Origin of the sequence: Parerythrobacter lutipelagi (assembly GCF_005434975.1) — a bacterium.
GTDB lineage: Bacteria > Pseudomonadota > Alphaproteobacteria > Sphingomonadales > Sphingomonadaceae > Parerythrobacter_A > Parerythrobacter_A lutipelagi.
Map to the genome: position 1 here is coordinate 555,961 of NZ_SKCJ01000002.1, position 26,984 is coordinate 582,944.

A 26,984-nucleotide genomic window follows, 5' to 3' on the forward strand; every position below is an offset into this window, starting at 1 on the left:
TGGTTCCTCAGGCCTTCTTGTTCTTGGGTTTTGTGTTGCGTGCTGCCGCGCCGCCATCATTCAGGCCAAGAGCCATCCCGACGAGCGAGCGTTGCTGTTCCGCGTGACGTTTCGCCAGGCCGGTCGCGGGCGATGCCGCGACCTCGCGCCCGGCATATCGCGGCCGCATGCCATCGTGGCCGGCATCGCTGAGCGATTGTTCAATCTGGCTTTCGACAAAGAACCAGGCACCGTTGTTCTTCGGCTCTTCCTGGCACCAGATGACCTCTTCGAGATTGGTCATCCGGCTCAGGCGAACCGAAAGCGGATCGCCCGGGAAGGGGTAAAGCTGTTCGATCCGCACGATCGACACATCGTCGAGCCCTTCTTCGTCGCGCCGTTCGATCAAGTCGTAAGCCACCTTGCCGGAACACAGCACGAGGCGGCGCACCTTCTTGTCCGCTATTTCGGTCAGATCGGATTTGATCCGCATGAAATGGTGTTCATTCTGGAATTCGGCTTCCGGGCTTTTCGCCATCGGATGACGCAGCAGCGACTTCGGCGTCATGATCACCAGCGGCTTGCGGAACGGACGCAGCATCTGGCGGCGAAGCACATGGAAGTAATTCGCCGGGGTGGTGATGTTGCACACCTGGATATTGTCGTTGGCGCACAGCTGGAGAAAACGTTCGAGCCGCGCAGAGCTGTGTTCGGGACCCTGACCCTCATAACCGTGCGGCAGCAACAGAACGAGCCCGTTGGCCCGCAGCCATTTCACCTCGCCCGAGGCGATGAACTGATCGATCATGATCTGCGCGCCGTTGGCGAAATCGCCGAACTGCGCTTCCCACAGAACCAGCGTTTTCGGGTCGGCCATGGCAAAGCCGTATTCGAAACCGAGCACGCCATATTCGCTGAGCGGGCTGTCGTAGACTTCGAATTTGCCGTGCGGGAGCTGGCACAGCGGGATGTATTTGCGTTCGTCCGTTTGATCGACCCACACCGCATGCCGCTGGCTGAAGGTGCCGCGGCCCGAATCCTGTCCGGACAGGCGCACACCGTATCCCTCGGTCACAAGACTGCCATAGGCGAGCGCTTCTGCCGTCGCCCAGTCGAAGCCTTCGCCGCTCTTGAACATCTCTCGCTTGGCATCGATCACGCGGCTCAGCGTCTTGTGGATGTTCAAATCGTCAGGGACGGTAGTGAGCGTACGCCCAAGGCTGTCGAACAGCTTCTTCGGGATAGCGGTTTCGACATTGCGCCGGGCGCTTTCCGGATCGGCGGGCTTGTTAAGGCCAGCCCAGCGCCCGCCAAACCAATCGGCATGATTGGGCTTGTAGCTTTTCGCAGCGTCGAATTCGTCCTGCAGGTGAGCGGCGAATTCGTCGCGCATCTGAGGGGCCGCTCCTGCTTCAATCACGCCTTCTTCAATCAGCGAATCGGCGTAGAGATAGCTGACCTTCTTGTGCGATCGGATCGCATCATACATCAGCGGCTGCGTGAACTTGGGTTCGTCGCCTTCGTTGTGGCCGAACCGGCGATAGCACCACATGTCGATCACGATGTCGCGCTTGAAGGTCTGACGATAGTCGACCGCAAGCTTGCAGGCGAAAGTCACCGCTTCGGGATCGTCGCCATTGACGTGGAGGATCGGTGCCTGAACGCCCTTCGCAAGATCCGAGGGGTAGGGCGACCCGCGCGAGAACCTGGGCGCGGTGGTGAAGCCGATCTGGTTGTTGATGATGAAGTGGATGCAGCCGCCGGTGTTGTATCCGTTGATCCCGGTCAGGCTCATGCTTTCCCACACCACGCCCTGGCCCGCGAAGGCGGCATCGCCATGGATCAGTACCGGCAGGACTTGCTCGTGATCATCGAGGTCGTCGCGGATGGCCTGTTGCGCGCGTGCCTTGCCGAGGACGACCGGATCGACCGCTTCGAGGTGCGATGGATTGGGCACCAGGCTCATGTGCACGGAAATACCGTCGAACTCGCGGTCCGTACTGGTACCGAGATGGTATTTCACATCGCCCGAACCGCCGACATCATCGGGGTTGGCGCTGCCGCCGGAAAATTCGTGGAAGATGACCTTGTACGGTTTGCCCATCACATTCGCGAGGACATTGAGCCGGCCGCGGTGGGCCATGCCGTAAATGATTTCACGCACGCCGAGCGAACCGCCGTATTTGATGACGGCTTCCAGCGCGGGAATCATCGATTCCCCGCCATCGAGACCGAAACGCTTGGTCCCGACATATTTCTTGCCGAGGAAATTTTCGTATTCCTCGCCGCGGATCACCGCTTGCAATATCGCCTTTTTGCCTTCGGCTGAAAACTGGATCGTGTCTTCGGGGCTCTCGAACTGGTCTTGCAGGAACCGGCGTTCCTCGGTGTCCGAGATGTGCATATATTCGAGGCCGACGTGGCCGCAGTAGGTTTCGCGCAGCACCCGGTAAAGCTCGCCCACCGTGACCCATTCGAAGCCGAACACGCCGCCGACAAAGACCTCGCGGGCTTCCTGTCCGGCAAAGCCGTGCCATTCCAGTTGCAGGTCTTCCGGTTCCTCGCGGTGGGACAGGCCGAGCGGGTCGAGATTGGCCGCCAGATGTCCGCGCACCCGGTACAGCCGCACGAGCAGCATGGCGCGGATCGAGTCCCCCGCCGCCGCTTCGATATCGGCGCGGCTCATCGCTTTGCCCGATTTTGCCGCCGCTTGCTCGACCGCGAGCTTCATCGTGGTCGGGTCGAGCGCCTGTGTCAGGTCGGCGTCGGAATCGACCACCGACGCGAGCCAGCCGGGATTGGCCCAGCTCGGCCCGGGCTGCGGGCCTTCCTGATCGCCCATCTCGGGCAGGAAATCGTGGTTCTCGTTACCCATGGCGGGCTCCCGGGGAGGCTGGGGGAGGAGGGATCAGGCGAGTTCTTTAAGCATCGCGTCGAGCGTGGTGCCAAGCTCGCTGGGCGAAGGCGAAACCCGTACACCGGCTTCCTCCATCGCTGCGATCTTGTCATCCGCGCCGCCTTTGCCGCCGGAAACGATTGCACCGGCATGACCCATGCGGCGGCCCGGAGGCGCGGTGCGGCCTGCGATGAAGCCGACCGTCGGCTTCTTGCGGCCCTTCTTCGCTTCGTTTGCGAGGAATTCTGCTGCTTCTTCTTCCGCGCTGCCGCCGATCTCGCCGATCATGATCATCGACTGGGTTTCATCGTCGCTCAGGAACATGTCGAGCACGTCGATGAAGTTGGTGCCGTTGACTGGATCGCCGCCGATGCCGACCGCGGTGGTCTGGCCAAGTCCGACCATGGTGGTCTGGTGCACAGCTTCGTAAGTCAGCGTGCCGGAGCGCGAGACAACGCCGACGCTGCCCTTCTTGAAGATGGAGCCCGGCATGATGCCGATCTTGCATTCACCGGGGGTCAGCACGCCGGGGCAGTTCGGGCCGATCAGGCGCGATTTGGAGCCTACGAGCGCACGCTTGACGCGCACCATGTCCAGCACCGGAATGCCTTCCGTGATCGCAACGATCAGCTCCATCTCCGCATCGATCGCTTCGAGGATCGAATCCGCAGCGAAGGGCGGCGGGACATAGATGCAGGTCGCGGTCGCGCCGGTCGCCTTCTTGGCATCGCCGACAGTGTTGTAGACCGGCAGGCCGATATGCGTCGTGCCGCCTTTGCCCGGCGTCACGCCCGCAACCATCTGCGTCCCGTAATCGAGCGCCTGCTGGGTGTGGAAGGTACCGGTGTCGCCGGTCATCCCCTGGGTGATGACCTTGGTGTCTTTGTTTACGAGGATGGACATTAGTGTTCGCTTAGCTCCCGATATTGCTTGGCGATTGACCGCCAACTTCCTTGCGAGGGAGGCGCTAGTGCGTCTCCCGGAAAATAGATTTCCTGTTCGTCTTCGTCATTGCTGACGTCGTAGAACCCGACCTGCTTTTCGACGGCAACTGCACGGACCCTGTCGTAGATTTCTTCGGCCAGGAACCATGGGTAGGTCACATATATGAAGTGCGGGCCGAAGTTGTAGTCGCCCGCCCGGTCGATCTCATGGTCATCGTCAGTCGCATCAGGCCCATTCATCGCAGGATATTCGAGCCGGATTCCATCATACCATTCGCGGAGCGCTGGCGTGGTCGACTGAGGGTTCATGTAGTCGTGCTCCATGTCCCAATCGACCTGCTTTGCGAACCACTCGCTGAACGGTTCGCGTCCACGAGGCGCGAAGGCCGGGTCAAAGACCATGACTTCGTAGCTCATGCCAACGAGCTATCCAGCCCCTTGCACGCTTCGAGCAGTTCCTCGACCGCGTCGGTGCTGACCTTGAGGTTGCCCTTTTCCTCGTCCGACAATTCGATTTCGATCACTTCCTCGGTGCCGCCTGCGCCGATCACGGTGGGGACGCCGACATACAGCCCGTCGAGGCCGTACTTGCCTTCGACATAGCTTGCGCAGGGCAGGATCCGCTTCTGGTCGCCCAGATAGGCTTCGGCCATGCTGATCGCGCTGGTGGCGGGGGCGTAATAGGCCGAACCGTTGCCGAGCAGGCCGACGATCTCGCCGCCGCCCTTGCGGGTGCGGTCGACAATTTCGTCGATCCGGCTTGCCGACACACCCTTGATCTTGGCGTAATCGTCAACCGGGATGCCGTTGATCGTGGTGTAGCTCTTGACCGGAACCATGGTGTCACCGTGGCCGCCCAAGACGAAGGCGTTCACGTCCTTCACCGAACAACCGAATTCCCAAGCAAGGAAGGTCGCGAAGCGCGCGCTGTCGAGCACGCCGGCCATGCCGACCACCTTGGTGTGCGGCAGGCCGCTAAATTCGCGCAGCGCCCAGACCATGGCGTCCAATGGGTTGGTAATGCAAATCACGAATGCGTCGGGGCAGTTGTTCTTGATGCCTTCGCCGACAGATTTCATCACCTTGAGGTTGATGCCGAGCAGATCGTCGCGGCTCATGCCGGGCTTGCGCGGCACGCCTGCGGTCACGATCACGACGTCGGCACCTGCAATGTCGGCATAGTCGTTCGAACCGGTGATCCTGGCGTCGAAGCCTTCGATCGGGCCGCACTGGCTTAGATCGAGCGCCTTGCCCTGCGGCATGCCTTCGGCGATGTCGAACAGGACGATGTCGCCCATTTCCTTCTTTGCGGCGAGATGGGCGAGGGTGCCGCCAATCATGCCTGAGCCGATTAGGGCGATCTTCTTGCGTCCGACAGTCTGAGCCATATCCGGGAGTTGTCCTTCCAAGCGCGCGGGACCGCTAAACCGAAGCTTTCCGGTGCGCGCCCGCGTCCCGCGAGGAAGCCGCGCCCGGTGAACGCAGTCGGCCTAGGCCTGTGAAAAAGGGAATGCAACCGCGAAAGGTCAGGATTTACAAACAATTTCTGCAAATAGTTCGCAATTGCAATAAGAGCCGCAGAACTGCGTAAATCATGTGGCTATCTGGTGCGGATGATTGGGTTGCCACCAGCACGCTGGCGGCACGCAGTGGCCATCGATCAGGCGATGGCCTGCTTCGGTGCATCATCGTCACGTTCTTGCGCCAGCAGCATGGTGGCCAGATAGTCCGGCACCGCGCGGCTGAAATGGTACCCTTGACCGAGCGTGCAGCCCGCTTCGCGGACATTGCGCAGTTGGTCCATGGTTTCGATGCCTTCTGCAACGATTTCCATGTCCAGCTTCGATCCCAATTCGGCAACCGCGTGGATGATGGCGTCGCTTTTGGTGCCGACATCGGGCCCAGATACGAAACTGCGATCAATCTTTACCTTCGTGAACGGGTATTTCTGAATGTAGGCAAGCGAGGAATACCCGGTTCCGAAATCGTCCAGAGCAAACTGCACGCCGGCATCCGACAGGTCACTGATGAACGCGTCGGTTGCGGTGTGATCGTCCATGAACAGGCTTTCCGTCACTTCGAGTTCAAGCCGGCGCGGGTCGAGATTTGCCTGGCGCAGCGCATTGAGGATCCCGAGCGAGGCGCCGGGCGCGCGAATTTGCATCGGCGAAAGATTGACCGCCAGCGTGACGTCCTCCGGCCATTGTGCTGCGACCTTGGCCGCGCGCGCGGTAATCCAGTTGCCCAGCGTGACGATGACACCTGTTTCTTCCGCGACGGGAATGAATTCGTCGGGGCGCAGTTCGCCCTTTTTCGGGTGGAACCAGCGGACCAGCGCTTCGAACGAACGGATTTTTCCGGATTCCAGATCGACGATCGGCTGGAAGAAGATCGACAGTTCATCCTTGACGATTGCAGAGCGCAGTTCTGCCTCGATTTCGCGCCGACGGACCAGATCGCGGCTCATCGACGGAGCGTAGAAGCTGGTCTGTTTCCGGCCGTTGACCTTGGCGTGATAGAGCGCGAGATCGGCATTCTGCAGCAGTGTGTCAGCATCAATCCCGTCTTCCGGCAGGAGCGCGACACCGATCGACGCGGCCACTTCAAGCAAATCACCGCTGACGCGCATGGGGGTCATGATTTCAGCCTGGATCTCGCTCGCGACGCGTTCGGCCTCGCGCCGGTCTGCGACCTCAACGAAAATGACGAATTCATCGCCGCCGAAGCGGGCGATTGTCGATCCTTCAGGTGTCGATTCCTGTAGCCGGCTTGCGGTCTCCAGCAAAACCCTGTCTCCGATCTGGTGACCGAGCAAATCGTTGACTTCCTTGAAACGGTCGAGATCGATCCAGAACAGCGCGAGCATCTGACCTTCAGGAAGCCCCATAATCTTTTCGACGATATCCTGATTCAATCCGGCGCGGTTTATCAGACCGGTGACGACATCGGTCCGAGCGATCTTGCGCATTTGTTGCGCCATCCGTTCGCTCTGCTCGGCGGCGGCGATTGAATCGCGCAGGGTCTTGAAGACGTTGAACGTGATCGAAGCCATCGCAGGCAGCAGCAGGACCATGGTGAATGCAAGGAAGAGCATCGGTGTGGTGCCGATTGCCACTGCCGCAGCCAGGATCGGCAGCACCACTAACGTCAATTGCCCAAGTGCGATTGTCGGCCGACCGGCGTTGCGTGCGCAAATGCCCACACCATAGCAAGTGGCATTCGCCATCATCAGCACTTCGAGTTCCGCACTCAACCCCAGATAGAGCGTGAACGCCGCCATCGTTCCGATTACAAAAGCGTATGAAAAGGCGCCCACTTCATAGACCAGTTCAAGCTGGCGGGTTGTCCGGCTGCTATCGTCGGATGACATGCGCAGCGCGGCAGCCAGACGCGCTATCGCGATTACGGAAAGAACAGCAGCAAGGATCGCAAACAGCTGTTGACCGCTCCAGATCGCAACAATCAGGCTGGACATGATGCCGTTGAAGGCACCGATCGCGAGGCTGCTTGGCTGCGTATACAGCGTGCGAACCAAAGTGCGCCGAACGCGTTCGTCCAGCGCGTCCTCCCTTTTTAAACGGGAAAGGCTGCCAAGCAGCTTTCTGGCCAGAGCCGAGCGATCCATTCGCTCTGACTAAATGTAAAAGGTTCGCGTCTGGTTAACGGATTTCTTACCATATCTACGCAGCAAAAGAGCGGGTTTACCTGGCTTTCGCGGCGATGCTTCAGACGCCCACCGGATCGGTGGCAATGGCTTGTGCCATGCGCTTGTCCAATGTCCGGCAAACGCCGACCCACCACTCATAGCGTTCACTGTCACCGGCGAAGAAGGCGTTTTCCGCTTCCTGGCGCGCGGCGCGCGCAGCGCCAAGGCCGTGCGCGGCAAAATGCCGCAATGCTGCGTGCAACAGCTTGTCATCGCCCTGGTGCGATCCGTTGTCGTTGGCTGCATATTCGACCGGCCGCCTCGTCAGTATACGAGCGACGGGTGAACGAGCGGGAGTTCGTGCAGCGGCAAAGTGAACCGTCATGGCGAAGGCATTCCTGAGGTAGAATTTTCTGGTTGGGCAGGCTGTACTGAAGTCCCGCTAAGCCTTGGTTTGAAATCAAGGTTTAGCGAGCATTAATTAGACGCTTTGCGCAATCTATTGGCCGTTTTCAGCCCCGTCCTGTGCTGCCTTGCCCGGCTCGCGAATCCAGCGTCCGCTGTTGGCATATTCGGGTTTCACGCCGCCGGATTCGGGTAGGTCTTCAGCGGTGAACACCCGGTCGCCGCCGCGCTTTTCGATTTGTGGTGCATAAACCGGCGCAGCTGGGCGCTCAGGCACTCCGTTGCGGCGGTTATCCGCTTCGGCTTTGGCCCTTGCTTGTTCGAATGCGCGCGCCAGCGCTATCGGATCGGCTGGATCGGATTCAACCGGACTGGCCTTGCGCGGTTTGGGCGCAGCGAGTGGTTCATTGCCGCGATAGGCCGAGACGAAGGCGCCCGGCTTCCCGGCATTGCCTTTCCAACGGTAGAAGCGATGCGCGCCGATTGTTCCTACCGGGTCCAGGCTGGGAGCCCAGTAAGGGTAAATCCAGATCGTGTGATAATGCGTTGCCAGCCCGACTGGCGCGTAGACTTGACCGGCGAGCGAGTCTGCCGCGACCATGCGCGCGCGCGCCCAGGCGGCGCTCGATGGCTTGCGGCTGAGTGATCCGTCACAAGTGAAACTGAACTGGCATCCGGTCACCCGTTCGCTGCCCTGGAAAACCACCCCGCAGACGCTGTTCGGATAGCTTGGATGCGTCACGCGGTTCAGCACGACCTGCGCCACAGCGCGCTGGCCGCCGACCGCTTCACTTGCCGCTTCGTAATAGATCGCCTGCGTCATGCACTGCAGCGCGCGCGCCTTGTCGATCCCGCTGCCGCCGCCTCTGAAGGCGCGGGCAGCCGGGCCGGCGCGGCTGGCAACCAGTTCCTCTACTGCGCCAAGATCGCCCGTACCGGACATGTCGAACAAGGGCGTTTCCGTCTGCTCGAAATCATACGCGAGGTCCGGCTCCTGTTCGAGGTAATAGAATGCCGACCCGGGGAAGCTTTCGCCAGCGGTTTCGAACGGCATCAGGGCCGGGGCTCTGGCCTGTGCCAGCTCTGCTGCAGGCTGGCCAAACGGCTGCCAGTCGCTCGGCGCGGCGAAGGCCGGAACGGCTACGGCTGCCGCCAGCGCAATGATACGCCGCCCGCGGTGCCGCGATGGCGGGCGGGTCTTGCGGATCGAGGCGGGCTGTTCGGTCAAATCGTTCCTTTGCTTGTGCCGCTTCGCCTGAACGAAGGTGCGCCATTGGCGCGTATCGCGAAAAGGTGAAACTCGCGACACTTGCGTATCCGCCGTCCCTTAGCGGTACAGGCGGCAAACGGCGGTTAATTCGCAAGGTGAAGGATGGGTTAAAGCGCAGATTGCTTGCCTGCCGCAAACGCCGCAGCTAATGGACGCGCCACGTCACGGGTGCTCGCGAGAGCGGGCCTAAGAGGGAAAGCGGTGACCGGAGACCCGGAAAGCCGCTGCTGCCCCCGCAACTGTGACCGGGGAGCAATCCCGCCAGATGCCACTGCCCGCAAGGGTGGGAAGGCGGCGGGAAAGCGATGATCCGGGAGCCAGGAGACCTGCCTGAGACGGTCGTTCGAGCCAGCGGGCGGGGTGTACCGATGGCAGATGGAAGAGCGCCGGTATCGCGGCGCTCGCTTCCGTCATGAGCGACTTCGCTTGTGATAGGAGGTTTGGTGCGTAAATATCTGTTTTTGAGTGCTTCTCTGGCGGCGATTGCCAGCCCTGCTTTGTCGCAGGAACAAGTGCCGGTTGAAATCGTGGGAGCGGGTGATTTGCAGTTCGGCAAGCCGAACGAGGCCGAGATCACCGTAACCGCAACGGGTACGCGGATCGAGGTCGAGGACACAGGCCAAACGGTCACCGTACTCGGAGCGCAGGAAATCGCGCAGGTTCAGGGCGCAGACCTGACCCGCGTCCTGCAACGCACGCCGGGCGTAACCTTCGCCCGCAACGGGGGCGTCGGCAGCTTCACCGGCGTGCGCGTGCGCGGGGCGGAGGCGGAACAGTTGCTGACCATTATCGACGGTGTCCGCCTGTCCGATCCGGCGGCACCGGGCGGCGGGTTCGACTATGGCAATCTGCTCACCGGCAATCTGGAAAAGGTCGAACTGCTGCGCGGGTCGAACAGCACGGTCTGGGGTTCCGACGCGATCGGCGGCGTGCTCGTCGCTACGACCAAGGCCTCGAGCGAGCTGTCGGCGAGCGCCGAATACGGCGCGCGCGAGACGGTCAACCTGTCCGCCAGCGGCGGGCTGTCGAGCGACGATGGCTTTATCGGCCTGTCGGGAAGCTACTTCACCATGGATGGCTTCTCTGCCGCAGCCAATGGCACCGAAGCCGACGGGTTCGAGCAATGGGCGGTCAACGGGCAGGGCAGGCTCTACCTGTCCTACGCGCTCGAATTGTTTGCGCAGGCTCGATATGCCGAGGGACAGCTGGAGATCGACGGGTTCCCGTTCCCCGCATTCACGCTAGCCGACACGGAAGAATACCAGGACACGCGCCAGCTCTCTGCCGTCGCCGGTGCGACTTACGACAGCGGGCCGCTGTTCCTGCGCGCCAGCTATTCCTTTGCCGACACGGCGCGGGACAACTTCAACCCTGCCTTCGGCATTGCACCGGGGTTCACCAGCGATGGCCGCTCCGACCGGCTTGACGTGAAAGGCGAATGGCGCCCGATCGGCCCGCTGCTGATCAATTTCGGCGCGGAGCACGAATGGCTCGAATACCAAACGCTGTTCGATGCGGGCAACGATACACGGATATTCGGGGCCTACACGCAGCTCGGGATCGAGTTCGGCGGGCTGTCCGCGCATGTCGGCGGGCGCATCGACGATCACGCGCGCTTCGGCAGTGCGACCAGTTTCGGTGCGGATGTCAGCTATGAAGTTGCTGACAATGTTCGCCTCAAAGCCAGCGTCGGCGAAGGCTTCAAGGCACCGACGCTGTTCCAGCTGTTCAGCGATTTCGGCAACGAGACGCTGCAGCCCGAACAAAGCACCAGCTTCGACATCGGCGTGCATTACCGGAGCCGTGGCTTGCTCGACAATGCCGGTGCAACGCTGTTCCGCCGCGACAGCGATAACCTGATCGATTTCGTGTCCTGCTTCGGCGTTGCCGGCGGCATCTGTTCGGGCCGCCCGTTCGGCACTTATGACAATGTCGGGCGCACCCGCGCACAAGGTTTCGAACTGGAAGCGGGCAAGAAGCTGGGCGACGCGCTGCAACTGCGCGCGGCCTATGCTTACATCGACACCGAGAACCGCACGAGCGGCTCGGCCAATGAAGGCAATGCCCTTGCCCGCAGACCGAAGCATGCACTGACTCTGTCAGGCGATGTGGAGTTCGACCCGGGTTCGGAATTCACGCCGACGCTGGGCGCGGAATTGCGCTTCGTGTCCGACGCGTTCGACAATGCCGCGAACACTGTTCCGATCGATGATTACGTAGTGATCGACATACGCGCGACGAAGCCGCTGCTGATGCTCGACCAGGACACGCAGCGCACGCTCGATATCTTCGCGCGGGTGGAGAATGTCACCGACGCGCAGTATCAGACCGCTGCCGGTTACGCGTCGCCGGGGCGCGGAGTCTTCGTGGGGATCAGGACGGGGCTGTGAGGTCCGTCGCGCTCCTCGCTGCGCTGACGCTTGCGGGCTGTACGGCCGGTGCGGTGTCGCAGCGCGGGGACCGGGAGGAACCGACCATCGTCAGCCTCAATCCCTGCACCGATGCGGTGCTGGCCGAAATCGCCGCGCCGGATCAGCTGCTCGCGATTTCGCACTATAGTCAGGACCCGTCCGCCACTTCGATGGAGGTGGAGCGTGCCCGCGCCTTTGCAACCACCGGCGGCACGGTCGAGGAAGTTCTCGCGCTCGACCCGGACGTGGTGATCGCGGGCAATTTCCTGCCGCCCGCAACACAGGCGGCGTTCGAAGACCTCGGGGTCAAAGTGGAAACGTTCGGCATCGCTTCGAGTGTCGAGGAAAGTGTCGCACAGGTGCGCAGGCTCGGTGCGATTGCCGGGAAACACGATGGTGCGGAGCGGCTGGCCCGGCGGATAGAAGCAGCGGCGCGTCCTGTATCGGGCAAGAAGCCGGTTTCCGCGGTTCTGTGGCAGCCGGGCGGCATCGTGCCGGGAGAGGGCGCTCTGGTCAGCGATTTGCTTCGCCGCGCAGGCTTTTCCAGCCACAGCGCCAAGCACGGTTTGTCGCAGGCTGACTACCTCTCGCTCGAGCAGATGCTCGCATCCCCGCCCGAGGTCCTGCTTGTCTCCGGCGCGGAACGATCGCAGCGCCATCCGGCGCTGAAGGAAATGCCCGGCTTGCGGATCGAACGGTTCGATCCGTCACTTCTCTATTGCGGCGGTCCGACGATCATCCGCGCGATGGAGCGGCTGGAAACAATCGCCGGACAGGCGGCGTGAACCGCGCGACGCTCATCTTGCTGGGCCTGTTGCTGGTCGCCGTTCCCCTTTCGCTGCTTGCGGGCCGCGTGTGGATCGATCCGGCCAACACGCCCAACGCGGCTCTTATCCTTGCCGAACTGCGGCTACCGAGAGCGGTGCTGGCGGTGGTGATCGGGGCGGGACTGGGAGCAGCCGGGGCAGCGATGCAAGGATATCTGCGCAATCCGCTGGCCGATCCCGGCCTGTTCGGCATTGCGCCGGGAGCAGCTTTGGGAGCGGTGGCGAGTTTCTGGCTCGGCTATCAGGCGCCCGGTTCATTTTTCGGCACTTGGGCGCTGCCGCTGATGGCGCTGGTTGGCGCAGGCGGCGCGATGGCCTTGCTCGCGCTGATCGCCGGCCGGACGGGCGGCATCGCGCTGTTCACTCTGGCCGGACTGATGATTGCCAGCCTCGCCGGAACGCTGACCAGCCTCGCCATTTCGATGGCCCCCAATGCCTTTGCGATGAGCGAAATCGTCAGCTGGCTGATGGGCGCGCTGACCGACCGCAGCTGGCGGGACGTGTGGGTTGCCGCGCCGTTGACCGCGGCCGGTATCGGCCTGCTCGCACTGCTTGGGCGCGATCTCGACGCGCTGATCCTCGGTGATGCAGCGGCGCGTTCGCTCGGGATGGACGAGCGGCGCGTGTTGTGGCTCCTGATCGGCGGCATAGGGCTGACCGTGGGTAGCGGGGTAGCCGTGGCCGGGATCATCGGCTTCGTCGGTCTGATCGTGCCGCATCTGGTGCGGCCGCTGACCGACCGCAGGCCTTCACAACTGATCCTGCCGAGCGCCCTTGCCGGTGCGCTGCTGGTGCTGGTGGCGGATAGCCTGGTTCGCATCCTGCCGCTGGTCACGGAATTGCGGCTCGGTATCGCGCTGAGCCTGATCGGCGCGCCGTTCTTCCTCTGGCTGCTGCTGCGGATGCGGCGGGGAACCGGTGGGTGGCTGGCATGACCCTTGCAGCAGACAGACTGACGCTGCCCAAGCGTCTCGACAGTGTTTCTCTCGAGCTCGAACCGGGCTGCATCACCGCGATCTGCGGGCCCAATGGTGCGGGCAAATCCAGCTTGCTTCAGGTGCTGGCCGGTTTGCTCGACCCGGCAAGCGGAACCGTCTTGCTCGAAGGGGAGCCGATGGCTGCGCTCAGCCCGCGCGAGCGCGCGAAACGCATCGGCTACCTGCCGCAGGATCCGGTGGTGGCATGGGATGTTGCGGTCCGCAGCCTGATTGCCCTCGGGCGTCTGCCGCATCGCGACCGGGGGACGCAGCAGGTTCAGGCTGCGCTCGCTATGCTCGAACTTCAGCGGCTCGCCGACCGGCCGGTATCGCAACTGTCCGGCGGAGAGCGGGCGCGGGCGCTGCTGGCGAGGGTTGTCGCTGGCGAGCCGCAGTGGCTCCTCGCAGACGAGCCGCTCGCCGCGCTCGATCTGCGCCACCGGATGGAGATTGTCGGGCATTTGAAGCGATTGTCGGCTGCCGGGGTAGGGGTGGTGCTGGTGGTCCACGATCTCGATCTAGCGCGCAATCACGCCGATCACGTCATCGTGCTCGACCGGGGCAGGCTTGCGGCATCGGCTGCGCCGGACGAAGCCTTGTCGAGCGAGACGATCAATCGCGTCTGGCAGGTCCGCGGCGAATGGCACGGACCGCCTGGCAAACAGGCTTTCGCCCTGGCCGGTTAGGCGTTTGTGCGTATTTCGCGCCAAACCTTGTGCGCGTAGCCTGATAGCATTCCGCAAAGTAGGTTTCGGCATGGCACCGCTCGACCGCACGGCATTCTACGACAAGGCCCGCACCGCACCGTTCGGGCGACTGCACCAGTCGCAGGTCGACGGGACCAATGCGGTCTTGGATTACTGGGATGGCGCGCACAGCGGCGAGGACCGGCGCTGGCTGGCCTATGTTCTGGCCACCGCCTATCACGAAACGGCCTTCACCATGCAGCCGATTGGTGAATATGGCGGAGACCACTATTTCAACACGCGCTACGGCCCTCAGACCCGCGTCGGCCGGGTGTTGGGCAATACAAAGGAAGGCGACGGCGCGCGTTACAAGGGGCGCGGCTATGTCCAGCTGACCGGTCGGCGCAATTACACCGATTGGGGCAAGCGGCTGGACATCGATCTGGTCGGACATCCCGACCTGGCGTTGAAGGACGATGTAGCGGCCAAGATCCTGATCGACGGGTCGATCCTCGGTACGTTCACCGGGCGCAAGCTTGGCGACTATCTCAGCGGTTCTGCCAGCGACTGGATCCATGCGCGGCGCATTATCAACGGGACTGACCGGGCGGAGAGGATCGCGGGTTACGCACGGCAATTCTATGACGCGGTGACGCCCGATCGCGCGGAAACGGTGCGCGCTTTTGCCGCGTAGATAGCTCCGCAGCCGGGCTGATACAGAAAGAGCGCGACCGGCCTTTGCAGACCAGTCGCGCTCTGACGCATTGCCGAGGGGCGATTACTTGTTGATGGTGCGTGCCGGCAGTTTGCCGTCACTGGTGCCCGCTTCCGCATCGGCACCACCGCCGGTCAATCCGCGCGCTTCAAGCATCGGCGTGACATTCGGCTTCCGTCCGGCGAACTTCTGGAACATGTCGAAATAATCCATCGTCCCGCCGCGGCTCAGCACATTGGCGCGGTAATGATCGCCATTGGCGCGGGTCAGGCCGCCATTGTCCATGAACCACTTGCGGCTGTCGCGGTCGAGCATCTCGGTCCACAGATAGCTGTAGTAGCCGGAGCTGTAGCCCGCCGGAGAGCTGAAAATGTGGTTGAAATAGCTGCTGCGATAACGCGGCGGCACCAGGTCGATTTCAAGACCGAGTTCTTCGAGCGATTTGCGCTCGAACGCGTCGACTTCCTCCGGCGTATCGATGGCGGCGGCTTCTGCCGGTGACAGCGCGTGCCACTTCATGTCCAGCAACGCCGCTTCGACCACTTCGCCAAAGTCGTAACCCTGGTTGAATTTGGCCGCCTGCTGGATCTTCGTCACCAGCTCCATCGGGATGGTCTCTCCGGTCTCGTGGTGCTTGGCGTAGTTCTGCAGCACTTCCGGATAGGTCGCCCACATCTCGTTGACCTGGCTCGGATATTCGACAAAGTCGCGCGCCGTGGCCGTGCCCGAAAGCGAGGCGTATTTCTGATCGGCGAAGAAGCCGTGCAGCGCGTGACCGAATTCATGGAACATCGTTTCGACCTGATCGAAAGCGACCAGCTGCACCTCGCCATCGGCTGCTTTGGGGATGTTGAGCACATTGTAGATCACCGGCTTGGTGTCATACAGATAGCTCTGGTCGACGAAGTTCGACATCCATGCGCCGCCGCGCTTGCTTGGGCGCTGGTAGGGGTCGAAATAGAAAATGCCGAGCTCGCTGCCGTCGCGGTCGTACACTGTGTAGGTCGTCACATCGGGATGATAGACCGGCAGATCGGTGCGCTTCTTGAAATCAAGCCCGTACAGCTTGTTCGCCGCGTAGAAGATCCCGTCTTCGAGCACGCGATTGATCTCGAAATACGGCTTCACCGCATTCTCGTCCAAATCGTATTTTTCCTGCCGGACCATTTCCGCATAGCGGTACCAGTCCCACGGCTTGACGGAGAAATCGCCGCCTTCGTCAGCAATCTTGGCATTCAGCAAAGCTGCTTCGCGCCGCTGCGTGGCGGCGAGGGCGGGGACCATCTGCTCCATGAAATCAAGCGCGGTTCTGGGGTTCTTGGCCATGCGGTCCCACATGGTGTAGGTTGCCCAGTCCGGCTGGCCGAACAGCGCGGCTTTCTGTGCGCGCAGAGTGGCAATTTTGGCGAGCAGCACGCGGGTGTCGTTCTTGTCACCCATCACCGCGCGATCATGGCTTAGCGTGAACAGTTTTTCGCGGGTCGCGCGGTCTTCCAGCGCAGGCAGCGACGGTTGCTGCGTAGTGTTCTGCAGCGCAATCGCGAACTTGCCGGGCATACCCTTTTCGCTCGCAAGCTTGGCAGCGGCGTCGATTTCGCTGTCGGACAGTCCGGCCAGTTCGGCCCGGCTATCGACGACCAGCGCATTTTCGACCGTTGCCGCGCGGACCTTCTGACTGAATTCGGTGGTCAGCGTGGAAAGCTGGGTGTTGATCGACTTCACCTCTTCCTTCTGCGCGGGGGTGAGCATCGCACCGGCGTGGACCATGCCGTTGTAGGTTTCTTCCAGCAGCTTGGCGTCTTCCACCGTCATCGTCATGGCGGCGCGGTTGTCATACACCGCCTTGACCCGCGCGAAGAGCACCGGGTCGAGCGTGATCGCATCGCTATGTGCAGCAAGCTTGGGACCGATCTCGGTCTGGATCGCATCGAGCTTGTCATTGGTATTGGCGCCGGTCAGCGCAAAAAATACAGTGGCGACCCGGCCGAGCATCCGGCCCGACGTTTCCAGCGCGACAATCGTGTTGTCGAATGTCGGCGCTGCGGGATTGGTCTTGATCGCCTCGATTTCCGCCGAGTGGATCGCCATCGATTGTTCGAAGGCAGGCAGATAATCGTCGTCGGAAACCTTGGTGAAGTCCGGTGCCTGCATCGGCAGGTCGCTTGCCTGCGCGAAATAGCCGGTGGCTTCGGGAATGGCGACGGTCTGCGCCGCCTGCGCTTCGACGGTGTCTGCCGGCATGGTGTTGCAACCCGTAAGGACGCCGGAAAGAATGGTGGCGAGGCCGGTGGTGGCCAGAATATGCGTTTTCATTGTTGCTCCCGATATTATGCGGCATGCCCCGCGACCCGGGGTGCACTTGCCGTACGTCTAGCTGGGAGCGCTTGAACCGGAGATTGCGCCGGAATGCAAGCTAGCGACAGACGTTGGTCGGGTGCGGGCGGGAGTTCGTGGAATTGGCGGGAGAAATCTCGGAAACCTCAGGCTTGCCGGAGAACTTATTCTTGGCCATCAGTATCTCCGTCCTCGCCTTCGTTATTGCCGTCATTATCTACTGGCTTCAGAGGGACTGATGGGGAAACTGCAGCCGGGGAGGTCGTATCGATCTGAATTCCCGTCCCTTTTGGTAGCGCAAGGACCAGATATAGTTCGTCTCCGCCTCCAAGTATTTCGGCTGGACCATTGTTTTTTGAAAATGCCGTCCTGAGCGCCGTCTTGACGAAGACACCATCTAGGTCAGGACTTTCTTCAATAACATTCTTGAAGAAGGCCTGCGCTACCTCAAGATTCGAGAACGATTCGATAACGACTCCAGCCATAAACTTTCTCCTTAGAAATTGTCCCAGTTAGCAACCTGCGTCCCAAGATTGCTTGATCTCCTCAAACTTGCCACATCACCATCGATTGCCGCTACGCAATCCTCGACGCTTTTTAGGCAGTCTTGCACCACGAAGGCCTTGAATGCTGGAACTGGGGTGAGGTTGCTGTAAAGCGCTTCGATTTTTCGCTGTCTTGTTGAGTCAACAGGAGTAGCGCGGATGGCACTTCGGAGCTTCTCAATTTCGGAACTAAACGTCTGGCCGGCACCAACTGGGAATGCATCCTCCCCCAAGACCGCAGCGGCTGCATTCGCTTTGTCAGGATTCGATGCAGAACTTTCCGCTGCCGAACCCACAGAAACGACGGCGGCTCCTCCGGTCGCTGCGAGCAGCTGTGCTGCGACACCAGTCGCGAAATATTGCGCAATTCCTACGGTCCCTTTGGTATCGGCGGCTTCGCCCTCAATGCGCGCGCCAAAACTGGCGAGGACCGAATAGCTATCCTGGATCTCTAAATTTTGTTCGCTTTTGCGAACCCCAACAAATTTACAAGGGTGTGCGAACTTTTCATCCGAAGTGAGTTCGGCAGGAGGCTTCGGAGGAGAATTTGGCGCAACAGCAGGGCACGGCGAGAGCAGATTGCCCGAGTTAGATTTCTCTCCCGTATTTGCTAGTAAGGGCATGATCACCGCCTCCTGCCGATCATACGCAATGAGCACTTGCGGCACCTGATTGACATCCTGTCCCACCTTGAGGCCCACCGTGGTGCTCGTCCCGAACACCATCGTGTTGCTGTGCCGCGTTGCTTGTACGCAGCCGCCCAGCAGGGGCAGTGCTACTAGGGCCGCGGTGAAGGCTGCAAGCTTCCGGTCTGGTCTACGATACATGGCGATTTGTCCCCCAACAGTTCGATGATCTCTTTGGCATTCTCGGCCTGGGCTGCAGACTTGATCACGATCAGCAGCTGGCAATCGGCAGGGTCGGCGATGACCCACTCGGACTTGTCGTAACCGAGGAACGCGGCCGATCTGGCGAGGCTGCCCCAGCCAATTCCAACACTTTCGCGCTCCACCGCCACAAGTGTTCCCTGCGATGCGGGAAGCTTGACCTGGTAGTATCCAAGTCCGGCAAATTCTTGCCCGTCTGCCGATCCCACAGAGATCGAAGTGCACCCGGCGCTCATCATAGCAGACATCAAAACCGGTGCCAGAAAAGCGCGGGCATTCCGACAGGCAGATATTATTATACGGCGACCAGCCTTGCGGACGGAAGATGAACAGTCGAGCTTTTGTCTATGCGACTCGTCCAATATACCCCCCGTATTATTGAAGAGAGTTGATCAAATCGCAACATTAGTCAAGCTTGTGTCACTAAACGCCTGTGTTGGCCCCTTCTTGTCAGATTTCCTTGCGGCCACCCGGCAGCGAGCTAAACACGACCAATGCCTGACGCCCAGCAAATTGCCGCCGATCCGCGCTGGTTGCCGCATGCGATCGATATACCGGGTCAGCGGATGCAATTCCTGCGGATCGAGCATGAGCATCTTTCAGCCACAGGCTTCCTCGCCGACATCATGCCGGAATGCGATCAAGAGGCGTGGGTGTCGCTGTCTGAAGTGAAGGCGATGAACCCGCCGGCCGGGGACATCCACTTCGTCTTCCATACTGCTTTCTGCCGTTCGACCTTGCTGGTTCGGGCACTAAACGTCCCGGGTGTGAGCGCTGGCTTGAGCGAGCCGGGGATTCTAGTTGCGTTAGTCAATGCCGGTTTCCAACAGGGCCAGCCTGCCGCGGATCTGCTGCAGCCGGTCTTGCGGTTGCTTGCCCGGCCATGGGCGGAAGGCGAGGCGATATTTGTCAAACCAACCAATCATGCCAACATGCTCATGCCTGCCCTGATGCAAGGCGCTCCGCAAGCAAAGGCGCTGCTGGTGACGAATTCGCTCGAAGCCTTTCTCGCCTCGGTTATTCGTAAAGGCATGATGGGGCGCCGCTGGGGGCGTCAGCTTTATCTCGAATTGCAGGCCTATGCCGGAATGGACATGGGAATGGACGGGCGCGAGCAATTTGCGTTGACGGACTTGCAGGCTGCGGGACTGGCCTGGTTTCTCAACCAGCGATGGTTCACCTTGCATGCGGGGGGACAAGTGCCCGGTGTTGCCGCAGACCGGATACGTTTGGTCGACGGCGATCGATTCAATGAGGCACGCAGGAAGACCTTGCTATCGGTCCTTCAGCTAGCGAACAGGGGTGCGCCAGAGACGGCGATAGACAAAGTCCTGGAAGGCCCGATCTTCTCGAAACACTCGAAACGCGGCGGTGACTTTGCTGATACCGAAGCGAGCGATACGGTGCGTTCGAGCAGCCTGGTCAATGAAGAAGAGATTGCGCAAGTGGCGCAATGGATCGGCATGATTGCCAATCAGGCCGGAGTAAGAATTCCAGCGCGTCAGTCCCTGTTCTGATTGCTGATGCGGCTATCAGGCGGCGGCGCTTGCCACCCGGTTGCGGCCTCGTTCCTTGGCCCGGTACATGGCCAGATCCGACCGGCGCAAGACATCGTCCAGCACTTCGCCCGAGCGGTATTCGGTAAGGCCTATGGACGCGGTCAGCTTGATGTTTCCCAGCCCGTCAAAGGTGGACGGAATACGTTCGATGCGGCGGCGCAGCGATTCCGCCATCGCCTTTGCTGCGCTGCGTTCGATGCCCACCAGCAGGACAACGAACTCTTCACCTCCCAGCCGGACTGCGCGGTTCTCCTGACTGTCGAGCGGACGCGCGAGATCGCGGATAACGGTAGCGGCTGCAACCAGAAGCCGATCGCCAACCGCGTGGCCGTGGCGGTCGTTGACCGTTTTGAAATGATCGAGATCGACCGTCAGCAGGAAGCGCTTGTCACTGCAATCAACCGGCGGAATATCGGTTTCGAAGAATGCACGCCGATTGAGCAATCCGGTGAGCGGATCATGGCGTGAAAGAAATTCGGCTTGCGCCAGAGCGTCGGTCAGCTCTTCGCTCAGAAACCGGTTGTCGACCAGCATCTCGGCCGCACGGCGCTGCTGCCGTGCAGCACCAAGACTGTAGGTGGCGATTCCGAACACGAGCGCGACGACAACTGCCACCAGCCACGGCGAAACATGGGCTCCGTTGAGTAGGACGAAGGCGGTGAGGGTCAGTCCGAAACCGGCAAGAAGCGCATACATCGGCCACTTCAGCGGGCCGTAGGTCAAAGCGACCATCGCAACTCCGATGACAACGATTCCGCGCATGGCCACTACCGAGGGGTCGGGCGCAGCAACGGTCGCGTGCGGATAGAGCAGGGCGGCCCATGAAACCCCCGCGACGCCCAGTATCACGGTGAGGACGGTCAGGGCGCTGCGCGTACTCCTGTGTTCGGTAAGCGCCTTGCGTACTTGCTGCGTCGCCCAGCGGGTGGAGAGCAGTGACGCCAAGCGAAAACCAAGCGGCATCAGGAGGAGTGCGAAGAATTCGAGCGGTATCGCGGCCAGTACAAGGACGAACCATGCAAGCAGGCTGGCCGGGAGCGAGGAGGATTCGCGGTCAAGAACCGAGCGCACGATCTCGCGATCGACTTCGGCTTGCCAGCCGGAATCGCGCATCGCCTCGTGCTGCTGCCCAGAATTTTCGACCCCGTGGTCCAACTTCGCTAACCTGCCCCGATCAGAACCCAATGTTTGTCGGTCGGGGGTAGAGCGATATGGTTAAGATCGGGTTTGCGGAATGGCGTCCTGAGTGCTTAGCCGCATCACGGTGGCTACATCAGATATTCGACATCCGCGGATCGGCATAGCTGGCCTGTTCAAACATATTTGTCCGTCGTTCACTACGATAAACCAGGCCGGGTGCGAGCACACCTCGTGCATTGTGGTAAGCAAGTTCGTCTGCGATTGATTGATAGTCTTGCGCTGCAATCGCCGCAGCGAGCCGCGGGCTTCTTGAGTTGTCGAAAACCGCACCGCCGACATTGAACGCCAAGTCGACCAAAGCGTCGAATTCATGCTGATATAACGGGATATCTTTCGTGGCAGCGGCCACGGCCCTTTCTGCTGATGCCAGATCGCGTTCAAACAGCTCCAGCGCGCGCCGTTCGGAAATCTCTTGTCCGACCGATAGGTTGTCTGCCGCTGTCACCAGGTGACCGACACCGACCGTGGGCAAACCGCCAGCGTCGCGATAGACCGTATAGCGGACACCTTCCTCCTCGATCATCGCTTCCTTCAGCTCGTCGCTGGCAGTGAGGCTGGAACTCGGCTGCCGGTCCGTACTTGCATCGCTCAGCGCAAGCTGCGCCACTTGCCTTTCAGAAGTAGACAGATCGATCGCTGCCGTGTTCAACGTCATCACGCTGACCGAGGCCGCCAGAGCAATCTTGCGATTGCGCCGGGGAGCGCGGACCCCGCGGCTAACGCGATCTCTGCGCCTAGCCTGCCGCGATTGCTGTTCCTGCCGCATCCGGCGTATCAGCCTCCGTGCGCGTGAAGGTGATCGTTTGTATCGCGAGTTCGGCAAAGACTGCGGTGCGCGCGTTGTGGCGGCAAGAGAGCCGGATGACATAGATCGGTGTCCTGATTGTCTTTGGCCGGCAGCTCTGCGTCCGTGATCGGGCGAGCCGGTAAGCCATTGTTTTTGCTTTCAGTTAACCAACGGATCGGGAGCCGTTTGGGTCCACGACTCAGCGCTGGTGGCACACTGTTCGTAGCGCCTTGATGGTGGAGCGGTGATGCTGGTCACTCTCGCCATGGGGTCGTTGGCCGACAGCTTGCAGCGAGCTTGACTTGAGGGAACGTTTGGAGAACATTGGGATAAATTCGCGAGCCTGTCGCGGCTCACTGGACTCTCGACCGTGCAAACCCCAATTGGCTTCCCATGGCACTTACCAAAATCTCTGTCCGCGGCGCGCGTGAGCATAATCTCAAGGGTGTCGATATCGACCTGCCGCGCGATGCGCTGATTGTCATCACCGGGCTTTCGGGCTCGGGCAAATCGAGCCTGGCGTTCGATACGATCTATGCCGAGGGGCAGCGGCGCTATGTCGAGAGCCTGAGCGCCTATGCGCGCCAGTTCCTCGAGATGATGCAGAAGCCCGATGTCGAACATATCGACGGACTCTCTCCTGCTATCTCGATCGAGCAGAAGACGACCAGCCGCAATCCGCGCTCGACCGTGGCGACGGTGACCGAGATCTACGACTATATGCGCCTGCTGTGGGCGAGGGTGGGCGTGCCCTATTCGCCCGCGACAGGCCTGCCGATCGAGGCGCAGACCGTGTCCAATATGGTCGACCGGGTGATGGAGCTGCCCGAAGGCACACGGCTTTATCTGCTCGCTCCGGTGGTGCGCGGGCGCAAGGGTGAATACCGGCGCGAGCTGGCCGAATGGCAGAAGGCGGGCTTCACCCGCGTGCGGATCGATGGCGAGATGTACGGCATCGAGGAAGCGCCCGCGCTCGACAAGAAGTTCAAGCATGACGTGGAAGTCGTGGTCGACCGGCTGGCGGTGAAAAAGGGGCTGGAAACGCGCCTCGCCGACAGTTTTGAAACCGCGCTCAAGCTGGCCGAGGGGCTGGCCTATGTCGACCTGGCCGATGGTGTGGTGCCGGGGCGCGAGGACGAGGGCGCGTCGGGCGGGGCCCAAGGACAAAAGATGAAGGGCGCGGGGCTGCCGCCCAACCGCATTGTCTTTTCCGAGAAATTCGCCTGCCCGGTCAGCGGCTTCACCATCGAGGAGATCGAGCCGCGGCTGTTCTCGTTCAACGCGCCGCAGGGGGCCTGCCCGACCTGTGACGGGCTGGGCGAGAAGCAGCTGTTCGACCCGCAGCTGGTGGTCCCGAACGAGGCGCTGACGCTCAAGCAGGGCGCGGTCGTGCCGTGGGCCAAGTCCAACCCCCCGTCGCCCTATTACATGCAGGTGCTCGCCAGCCTCGCCAAGGCCTATGACTTCGACCTGACCACCCCGTGGAATGCGCTGGAGCCGGACCAGCGGATGATCATCCTGAACGGCACCGGCGGGATGCCGGTCGCGCTCACCTTCAAGGACGGGCGCAAGCAATACACCGTCAACAAGGCGTTCGAGGGGGTGATCGGCAATCTCAACCGCCGCCTGCTGCAGACGGAGAGCACGTGGATGCGCGAGGAACTGGCCAAATTCCAGACCGCGCAGCCGTGCGAGACCTGCAACGGCGCGCGGCTCAACGAAAAAGCGCGTGCGGTGAAGGTCGCCGGCACCGACATCAGCGAGCCGACCCGGATGAGCGTCGCCGATGCGAAGGACTGGTTCCTCGCGCTGGATGACCAGCTCAACCCCACGCAAAGCCAGATCGCCCGCGCCATCCTGAAGGAAATCAACGAGCGGCTGGGCTTCCTCGACAATGTCGGGCTCGACTACCTCAACCTCGACCGCACCAGCGGCACATTGTCCGGCGGGGAGAGCCAGCGCATCCGCCTCGCCAGCCAGATCGGCAGCGGGCTCAGCGGCGTGCTCTATGTGCTCGACGAACCCTCCATCGGCCTGCACCAGAAAGATAACGACCGCCTGCTCGAAACGCTCAAACGGCTGCGCGATCTGGGCAATACGGTGATCGTGGTCGAGCATGACGAGGACGCGATCCGCAGCGCCGACCACGTGGTCGACCTCGGCCCCGGCGCGGGCGTCCACGGGGGCGAGGTGGTGGCCGAAGGCACGCTGAAACAGGTGCTCAAGGCGAAGAACTCGCTCACCGCCGATTACCTCACCGGGCGGCGAGAGATCAGCATCCCGGCCAAGCGCCGCAAGGGCAACGGCCACAAGCTGACGGTCCACGGCGCGCGGGCGAACAACCTGCAGGACGTGACCGCATCGATCCCGCTCGGGACATTCACCTGCGTCACCGGCGTATCGGGCAGCGGCAAGTCCAGCTTCACCATCGACACGCTCTATGCCTCCGCCGCGCGCACGCTCAACGGCGCAAGGGTGATCGCGGGCGCGCACGACAAGGTCACCGGCCTCGAATATTGCGACAAGGTGATCGAGATCGACCAGTCGCCGATCGGCCGCACCCCCCGCTCCAACCCGGCGACCTACACCGGCGCCTTCACTCAGATCCGTGACTGGTTCGCCGGCCTGCCGGAAAGCGGCGCGCGCGGGTACAAGCCGGGCCGCTTCAGCTTCAACGTCAAGGGCGGCCGTTGCGAGGCGTGCAAGGGCGACGGGCTGATCAAGATCGAAATGCACTTCCTGCCCGATGTCTATGTGACGTGCGAGCAATGCGGCGGCAAACGCTACAACCGGGAAACGCTGGAGGTGAAGTTCAAGGGCCACTCCATCGCCGATGTGCTCGACATGACGATCGAGGATGCGGAAGGCTTCTTCAAGGCCGTCCCCCCGATCCGTGACAAGATGCACATGCTGAACGAGGTGGGGCTGGGCTACGTCAAGGTCGGCCAGCAGGCGACCACATTGTCAGGCGGCGAAGCGCAGCGGGTGAAGCTCGCCAAGGAACTCAGCAAACGCAGCACCGGGCAGACGCTCTATATCCTGGATGAGCCGACCACCGGCCTGCATTTCGAGGATGTGCGCAAACTGCTGGAGGTGCTCCACCGGCTGGTCGACCAGGGGAACTCGGTGGTGGTGATCGAGCACAACCTCGACGTGATCAAGACCGCCGACTGGGTGCTGGATCTCGGCCCCGAAGGCGGTGTGCGCGGCGGGGAGGTTGTGGCGCAAGGCACGCCGGAGACGGTTGCGGCGACCGAGGCGAGCTATACGGGGCATTATTTGAAGCCGATGTTGGAGCGGGCGCGGGAGGCTGCGGAGTGAACTGGAAACGAAACGTATGCAACCTTCCAAAATTGCAGCAATTTTTTGGGGATGAGTATTATGGAGAGATTGCTTCCCGATTATCGCATTCGATAAACAATGTGGTATGAGAGATTCAATTGAGAATACCGACGCTACTAAGAGTCAGAGTGGTGATGGTGGCACAGCCGCGCCGAAGGTCTTTATCTCGTACAGCTGGACAAATACCGCGCACACCGAATGGGTACTACAGCTTGCGACCGATCTCAAGAATCTCGGTGTCGATGTTGTAATCGATCGGTGGCACCTAATTGAAGGACAAGATGCGCATGCGTTCATGGAACGTATGGTCCGCTCAGATGAAATCACTAAAATTATTCTCGTCTGTGATCAGAAATACGTTGACCGGGCAAACGGGAGGGAAGGAGGCGTAGGAATCGAGTCTCAGATCGTCACGGCGCAGCTATATGGTGATGTCGAGCAGACAAAAGTTGTCGGCATAGTTGTGGAGTCCGATGAGAGTGGAGCTCCAACCGTTCCTATTTTCCTGCAAAATAGAATATTCATCGATTTTCGCGATGCGGATGCTTATTCAAGCAACCTCCAGCAGCTAGTGCGCTGGGCATTCAATAAGCCCCTATTCCGTGAACCTGCGGTTGGACCGAGGCCCAAATTTGTGGATGACCAAGTGGAGTTTGATCCCATCAAACTCTCAGCCACCGGAGCAAGGGGTCGAAATACTAGCCCAGTTGGAAAGCTCATATCTTTCATGAATGAGTTGGCGAGGCAGCGTTCGGACTTCACGGTGGGAATGTCGGACGACGAAGCACCAGATGAATCAGTGTTTCGCGCCATCAAAGCGTTGGGCGCATTAACATCGCAAGTCCTGAATAAGTATGATGAAGTTTTGGCTGAGCGAGAGCTTACTGAGGGCGAGATTGAATCAACAGTTTCTTACTTTGAAGCCGTTTTCTCGCACTACAGTACAGGTGGCACCCAATGGAGTGGAGATGCGACAAAGTTCTATGGGCAATTCTTGCTGACAGCGCTTTTGGCGAGATTCGTGAGACATCGAGCATTCGAATCTGCTCAAGCTCTCCTTGGGGCTCGATTGATAAAATTGAGATATGGGGAAATGACTGCGGAGGACTACCCACTTCGCTCATTGAACGAGTTTCTAAGTTCTCTCGATCATCGCAACAGTAGGCTGAAATTGCAGCGCGCTTCACTTCACGCTGATCTCATCCGTGACCTATGTGATGAGCTCAAACTGGAATTTGTTGAGTATATTCAGGCAGATTTGATTCTTTTCCTCGCCCTCTCCGATTGGGACGACGGGAGGATTTGGTGGCCCGATTCCGCTTTGTATGTCGCGGATTCGCATGGCACATTGCCATGGTTCGTTCGTGCCAAACAACCTGCTTTTCGAGACAAGCTCTTTCCGTTGTTTGGTGTTCGCAATTCCTCAGATCTCAGTGACCTTATCGAGAGTATTCGGATCGGCAAGGTTCCGGAGGTAAGATGGCGAAGCGCATTCTCGACGCTGAATCTGACCGAATTGCTAAATCTTCAGAAGGTTAGCGAAACATATTAAGCTAACGCGAGTTCCGTCGCTC

At 60.8% G+C, this 26,984-nt stretch carries 21 protein-coding genes and 1 riboswitch; of the genes, 8 read left to right on the plus strand and 13 right to left on the minus strand.

The window, feature by feature from the left end:
• Window positions 1–7: 7 nt before the first annotated feature.
• The 7 genes from E0502_RS11055 to E0502_RS11085 all read right to left on the minus strand — a co-directional run bounded on the left by E0502_RS11055 (window position 8) and on the right by E0502_RS11085 (window position 9,098).
• Entirely contained in the window at window positions 8–2,854 is a 2,847-nt protein-coding gene (locus tag E0502_RS11055) for a 2-oxoglutarate dehydrogenase E1 component (RefSeq protein ID WP_137678061.1), read from the minus strand.
• A 33-nt stretch (window positions 2,855–2,887) separates the two neighbouring features.
• The gene (gene sucD, locus E0502_RS11060; protein WP_137678062.1) at window positions 2,888–3,778 is read right to left on the minus strand and encodes a succinate--CoA ligase subunit alpha; all 891 of its coding nucleotides are present in this window, start codon (window positions 3,776–3,778) and stop codon (window positions 2,888–2,890) included.
• Complete coding sequence (locus tag E0502_RS11065; protein ID WP_137678063.1) at window positions 3,778–4,236, minus strand: hypothetical protein; 459 nt, start codon at window positions 4,234–4,236, stop codon at window positions 3,778–3,780. Before E0502_RS11065 ends, sucD begins: the two co-directional genes overlap by 1 nt.
• Complete coding sequence (gene mdh / locus E0502_RS11070; protein WP_137678064.1) at window positions 4,233–5,207, minus strand: malate dehydrogenase; 975 nt, start codon at window positions 5,205–5,207, stop codon at window positions 4,233–4,235. Before mdh ends, E0502_RS11065 begins: the two co-directional genes overlap by 4 nt.
• 272 nt (window positions 5,208–5,479) lie before the next feature.
• The gene (locus tag E0502_RS11075) at window positions 5,480–7,444 is read right to left on the minus strand and encodes a putative bifunctional diguanylate cyclase/phosphodiesterase (RefSeq protein WP_137678065.1); all 1,965 of its coding nucleotides are present in this window, start codon (window positions 7,442–7,444) and stop codon (window positions 5,480–5,482) included.
• A gap of 100 nt (window positions 7,445–7,544) precedes the next feature.
• Window positions 7,545–7,850, minus strand: coding sequence for a hypothetical protein (locus E0502_RS11080; protein WP_137678066.1), 306 nt, complete (start codon window positions 7,848–7,850; stop codon window positions 7,545–7,547).
• 114 nt (window positions 7,851–7,964) lie between these two features.
• Window positions 7,965–9,098 carry a cell wall hydrolase gene (locus E0502_RS11085; protein ID WP_137678067.1) on the minus strand — a complete coding sequence of 378 codons (1,134 nt, stop codon included), beginning with the start codon at window positions 9,096–9,098 and terminating at the stop codon, window positions 7,965–7,967.
• A gap of 191 nt (window positions 9,099–9,289) precedes the next feature.
• Window positions 9,290–9,488: riboswitch (cobalamin riboswitch) on the plus strand.
• A gap of 113 nt (window positions 9,489–9,601) precedes the next feature.
• Here E0502_RS11085 and E0502_RS11090 point away from each other — a divergent pair.
• From E0502_RS11090 to E0502_RS11110, 5 genes are all read left to right on the plus strand, one after another.
• Entirely contained in the window at window positions 9,602–11,530 is a 1,929-nt protein-coding gene (locus E0502_RS11090; protein ID WP_240049026.1) for a TonB-dependent receptor plug domain-containing protein, read from the plus strand.
• Window positions 11,527–12,336 (plus strand): helical backbone metal receptor, encoded by an 810-nt coding sequence (locus E0502_RS11095; RefSeq protein ID WP_137678069.1) that lies wholly within the window; start codon window positions 11,527–11,529, stop codon window positions 12,334–12,336. Before E0502_RS11090 ends, E0502_RS11095 begins: the two co-directional genes overlap by 4 nt.
• Window positions 12,333–13,313 carry a FecCD family ABC transporter permease gene (locus E0502_RS11100; protein ID WP_137678786.1) on the plus strand — a complete coding sequence of 327 codons (981 nt, stop codon included), beginning with the start codon at window positions 12,333–12,335 and terminating at the stop codon, window positions 13,311–13,313. The genes E0502_RS11095 and E0502_RS11100 overlap by 4 nt, the downstream gene beginning before the upstream one ends.
• Window positions 13,310–14,041, plus strand: coding sequence for an ABC transporter ATP-binding protein (locus tag E0502_RS11105; RefSeq protein ID WP_137678070.1), 732 nt, complete (start codon window positions 13,310–13,312; stop codon window positions 14,039–14,041). The genes E0502_RS11100 and E0502_RS11105 overlap by 4 nt, the downstream gene beginning before the upstream one ends.
• A 70-nt stretch (window positions 14,042–14,111) precedes the next feature.
• Window positions 14,112–14,735 (plus strand): glycoside hydrolase family 19 protein, encoded by a 624-nt coding sequence (locus E0502_RS11110; RefSeq protein WP_137678071.1) that lies wholly within the window; start codon window positions 14,112–14,114, stop codon window positions 14,733–14,735.
• Between the two features lie 84 nt (window positions 14,736–14,819).
• On the opposite strand, the gene E0502_RS11115 is transcribed toward E0502_RS11110, so the two are convergent.
• The 4 genes from E0502_RS11115 to E0502_RS11130 all read right to left on the minus strand — a co-directional run bounded on the left by E0502_RS11115 (window position 14,820) and on the right by E0502_RS11130 (window position 18,770).
• Window positions 14,820–17,069 carry a M3 family metallopeptidase gene (locus tag E0502_RS11115; RefSeq protein WP_137678072.1) on the minus strand — a complete coding sequence of 750 codons (2,250 nt, stop codon included), beginning with the start codon at window positions 17,067–17,069 and terminating at the stop codon, window positions 14,820–14,822.
• Window positions 17,070–17,254: 185 nt separating this feature from the next.
• Window positions 17,255–17,575 (minus strand): hypothetical protein, encoded by a 321-nt coding sequence (locus E0502_RS11120; protein ID WP_137678073.1) that lies wholly within the window; start codon window positions 17,573–17,575, stop codon window positions 17,255–17,257.
• Between the two features lie 11 nt (window positions 17,576–17,586).
• Entirely contained in the window at window positions 17,587–18,462 is an 876-nt protein-coding gene (locus E0502_RS11125; RefSeq protein WP_137678074.1) for a hypothetical protein, read from the minus strand.
• A complete protein-coding gene (locus E0502_RS11130; protein ID WP_137678075.1) occupies window positions 18,414–18,770 on the minus strand; it encodes a hypothetical protein in 357 nt (118 codons plus the stop codon). Before E0502_RS11130 ends, E0502_RS11125 begins: the two co-directional genes overlap by 49 nt.
• A 246-nt stretch (window positions 18,771–19,016) precedes the next feature.
• Between E0502_RS11130 and E0502_RS11135 the strand changes: the two genes are divergently transcribed.
• Window positions 19,017–20,039: a hypothetical protein gene (locus E0502_RS11135; protein WP_137678076.1), complete on the plus strand. Its 1,023-nt coding sequence runs from the start codon at window positions 19,017–19,019 to the stop codon at window positions 20,037–20,039.
• 15 nt (window positions 20,040–20,054) lie between these two features.
• Here E0502_RS11135 and E0502_RS11140 read toward each other — a convergent pair whose 3' ends face one another.
• Window positions 20,055–21,194 carry a GGDEF domain-containing protein gene (locus tag E0502_RS11140; protein ID WP_137678077.1) on the minus strand — a complete coding sequence of 380 codons (1,140 nt, stop codon included), beginning with the start codon at window positions 21,192–21,194 and terminating at the stop codon, window positions 20,055–20,057.
• 160 nt (window positions 21,195–21,354) lie between these two features.
• Window positions 21,355–21,936 carry a lysozyme gene (locus tag E0502_RS11145; protein WP_137678078.1) on the minus strand — a complete coding sequence of 194 codons (582 nt, stop codon included), beginning with the start codon at window positions 21,934–21,936 and terminating at the stop codon, window positions 21,355–21,357.
• 525 nt (window positions 21,937–22,461) lie between these two features.
• On the opposite strand from E0502_RS11145, the gene uvrA reads away from it, so the two are divergent.
• Together uvrA and E0502_RS11155 are read left to right on the plus strand one after the other, a co-directional pair.
• A complete protein-coding gene (gene uvrA / locus E0502_RS11150; protein ID WP_137678079.1) occupies window positions 22,462–25,389 on the plus strand; it encodes an excinuclease ABC subunit UvrA in 2,928 nt (975 codons plus the stop codon).
• 106 nt (window positions 25,390–25,495) lie between these two features.
• Window positions 25,496–26,962, plus strand: a complete 1,467-nt coding sequence (locus E0502_RS11155; RefSeq protein ID WP_137678080.1) for an SEFIR domain-containing protein — start codon at window positions 25,496–25,498, stop codon at window positions 26,960–26,962.
• The last annotated feature ends 22 nt before the right edge of the window (window positions 26,963–26,984 follow it).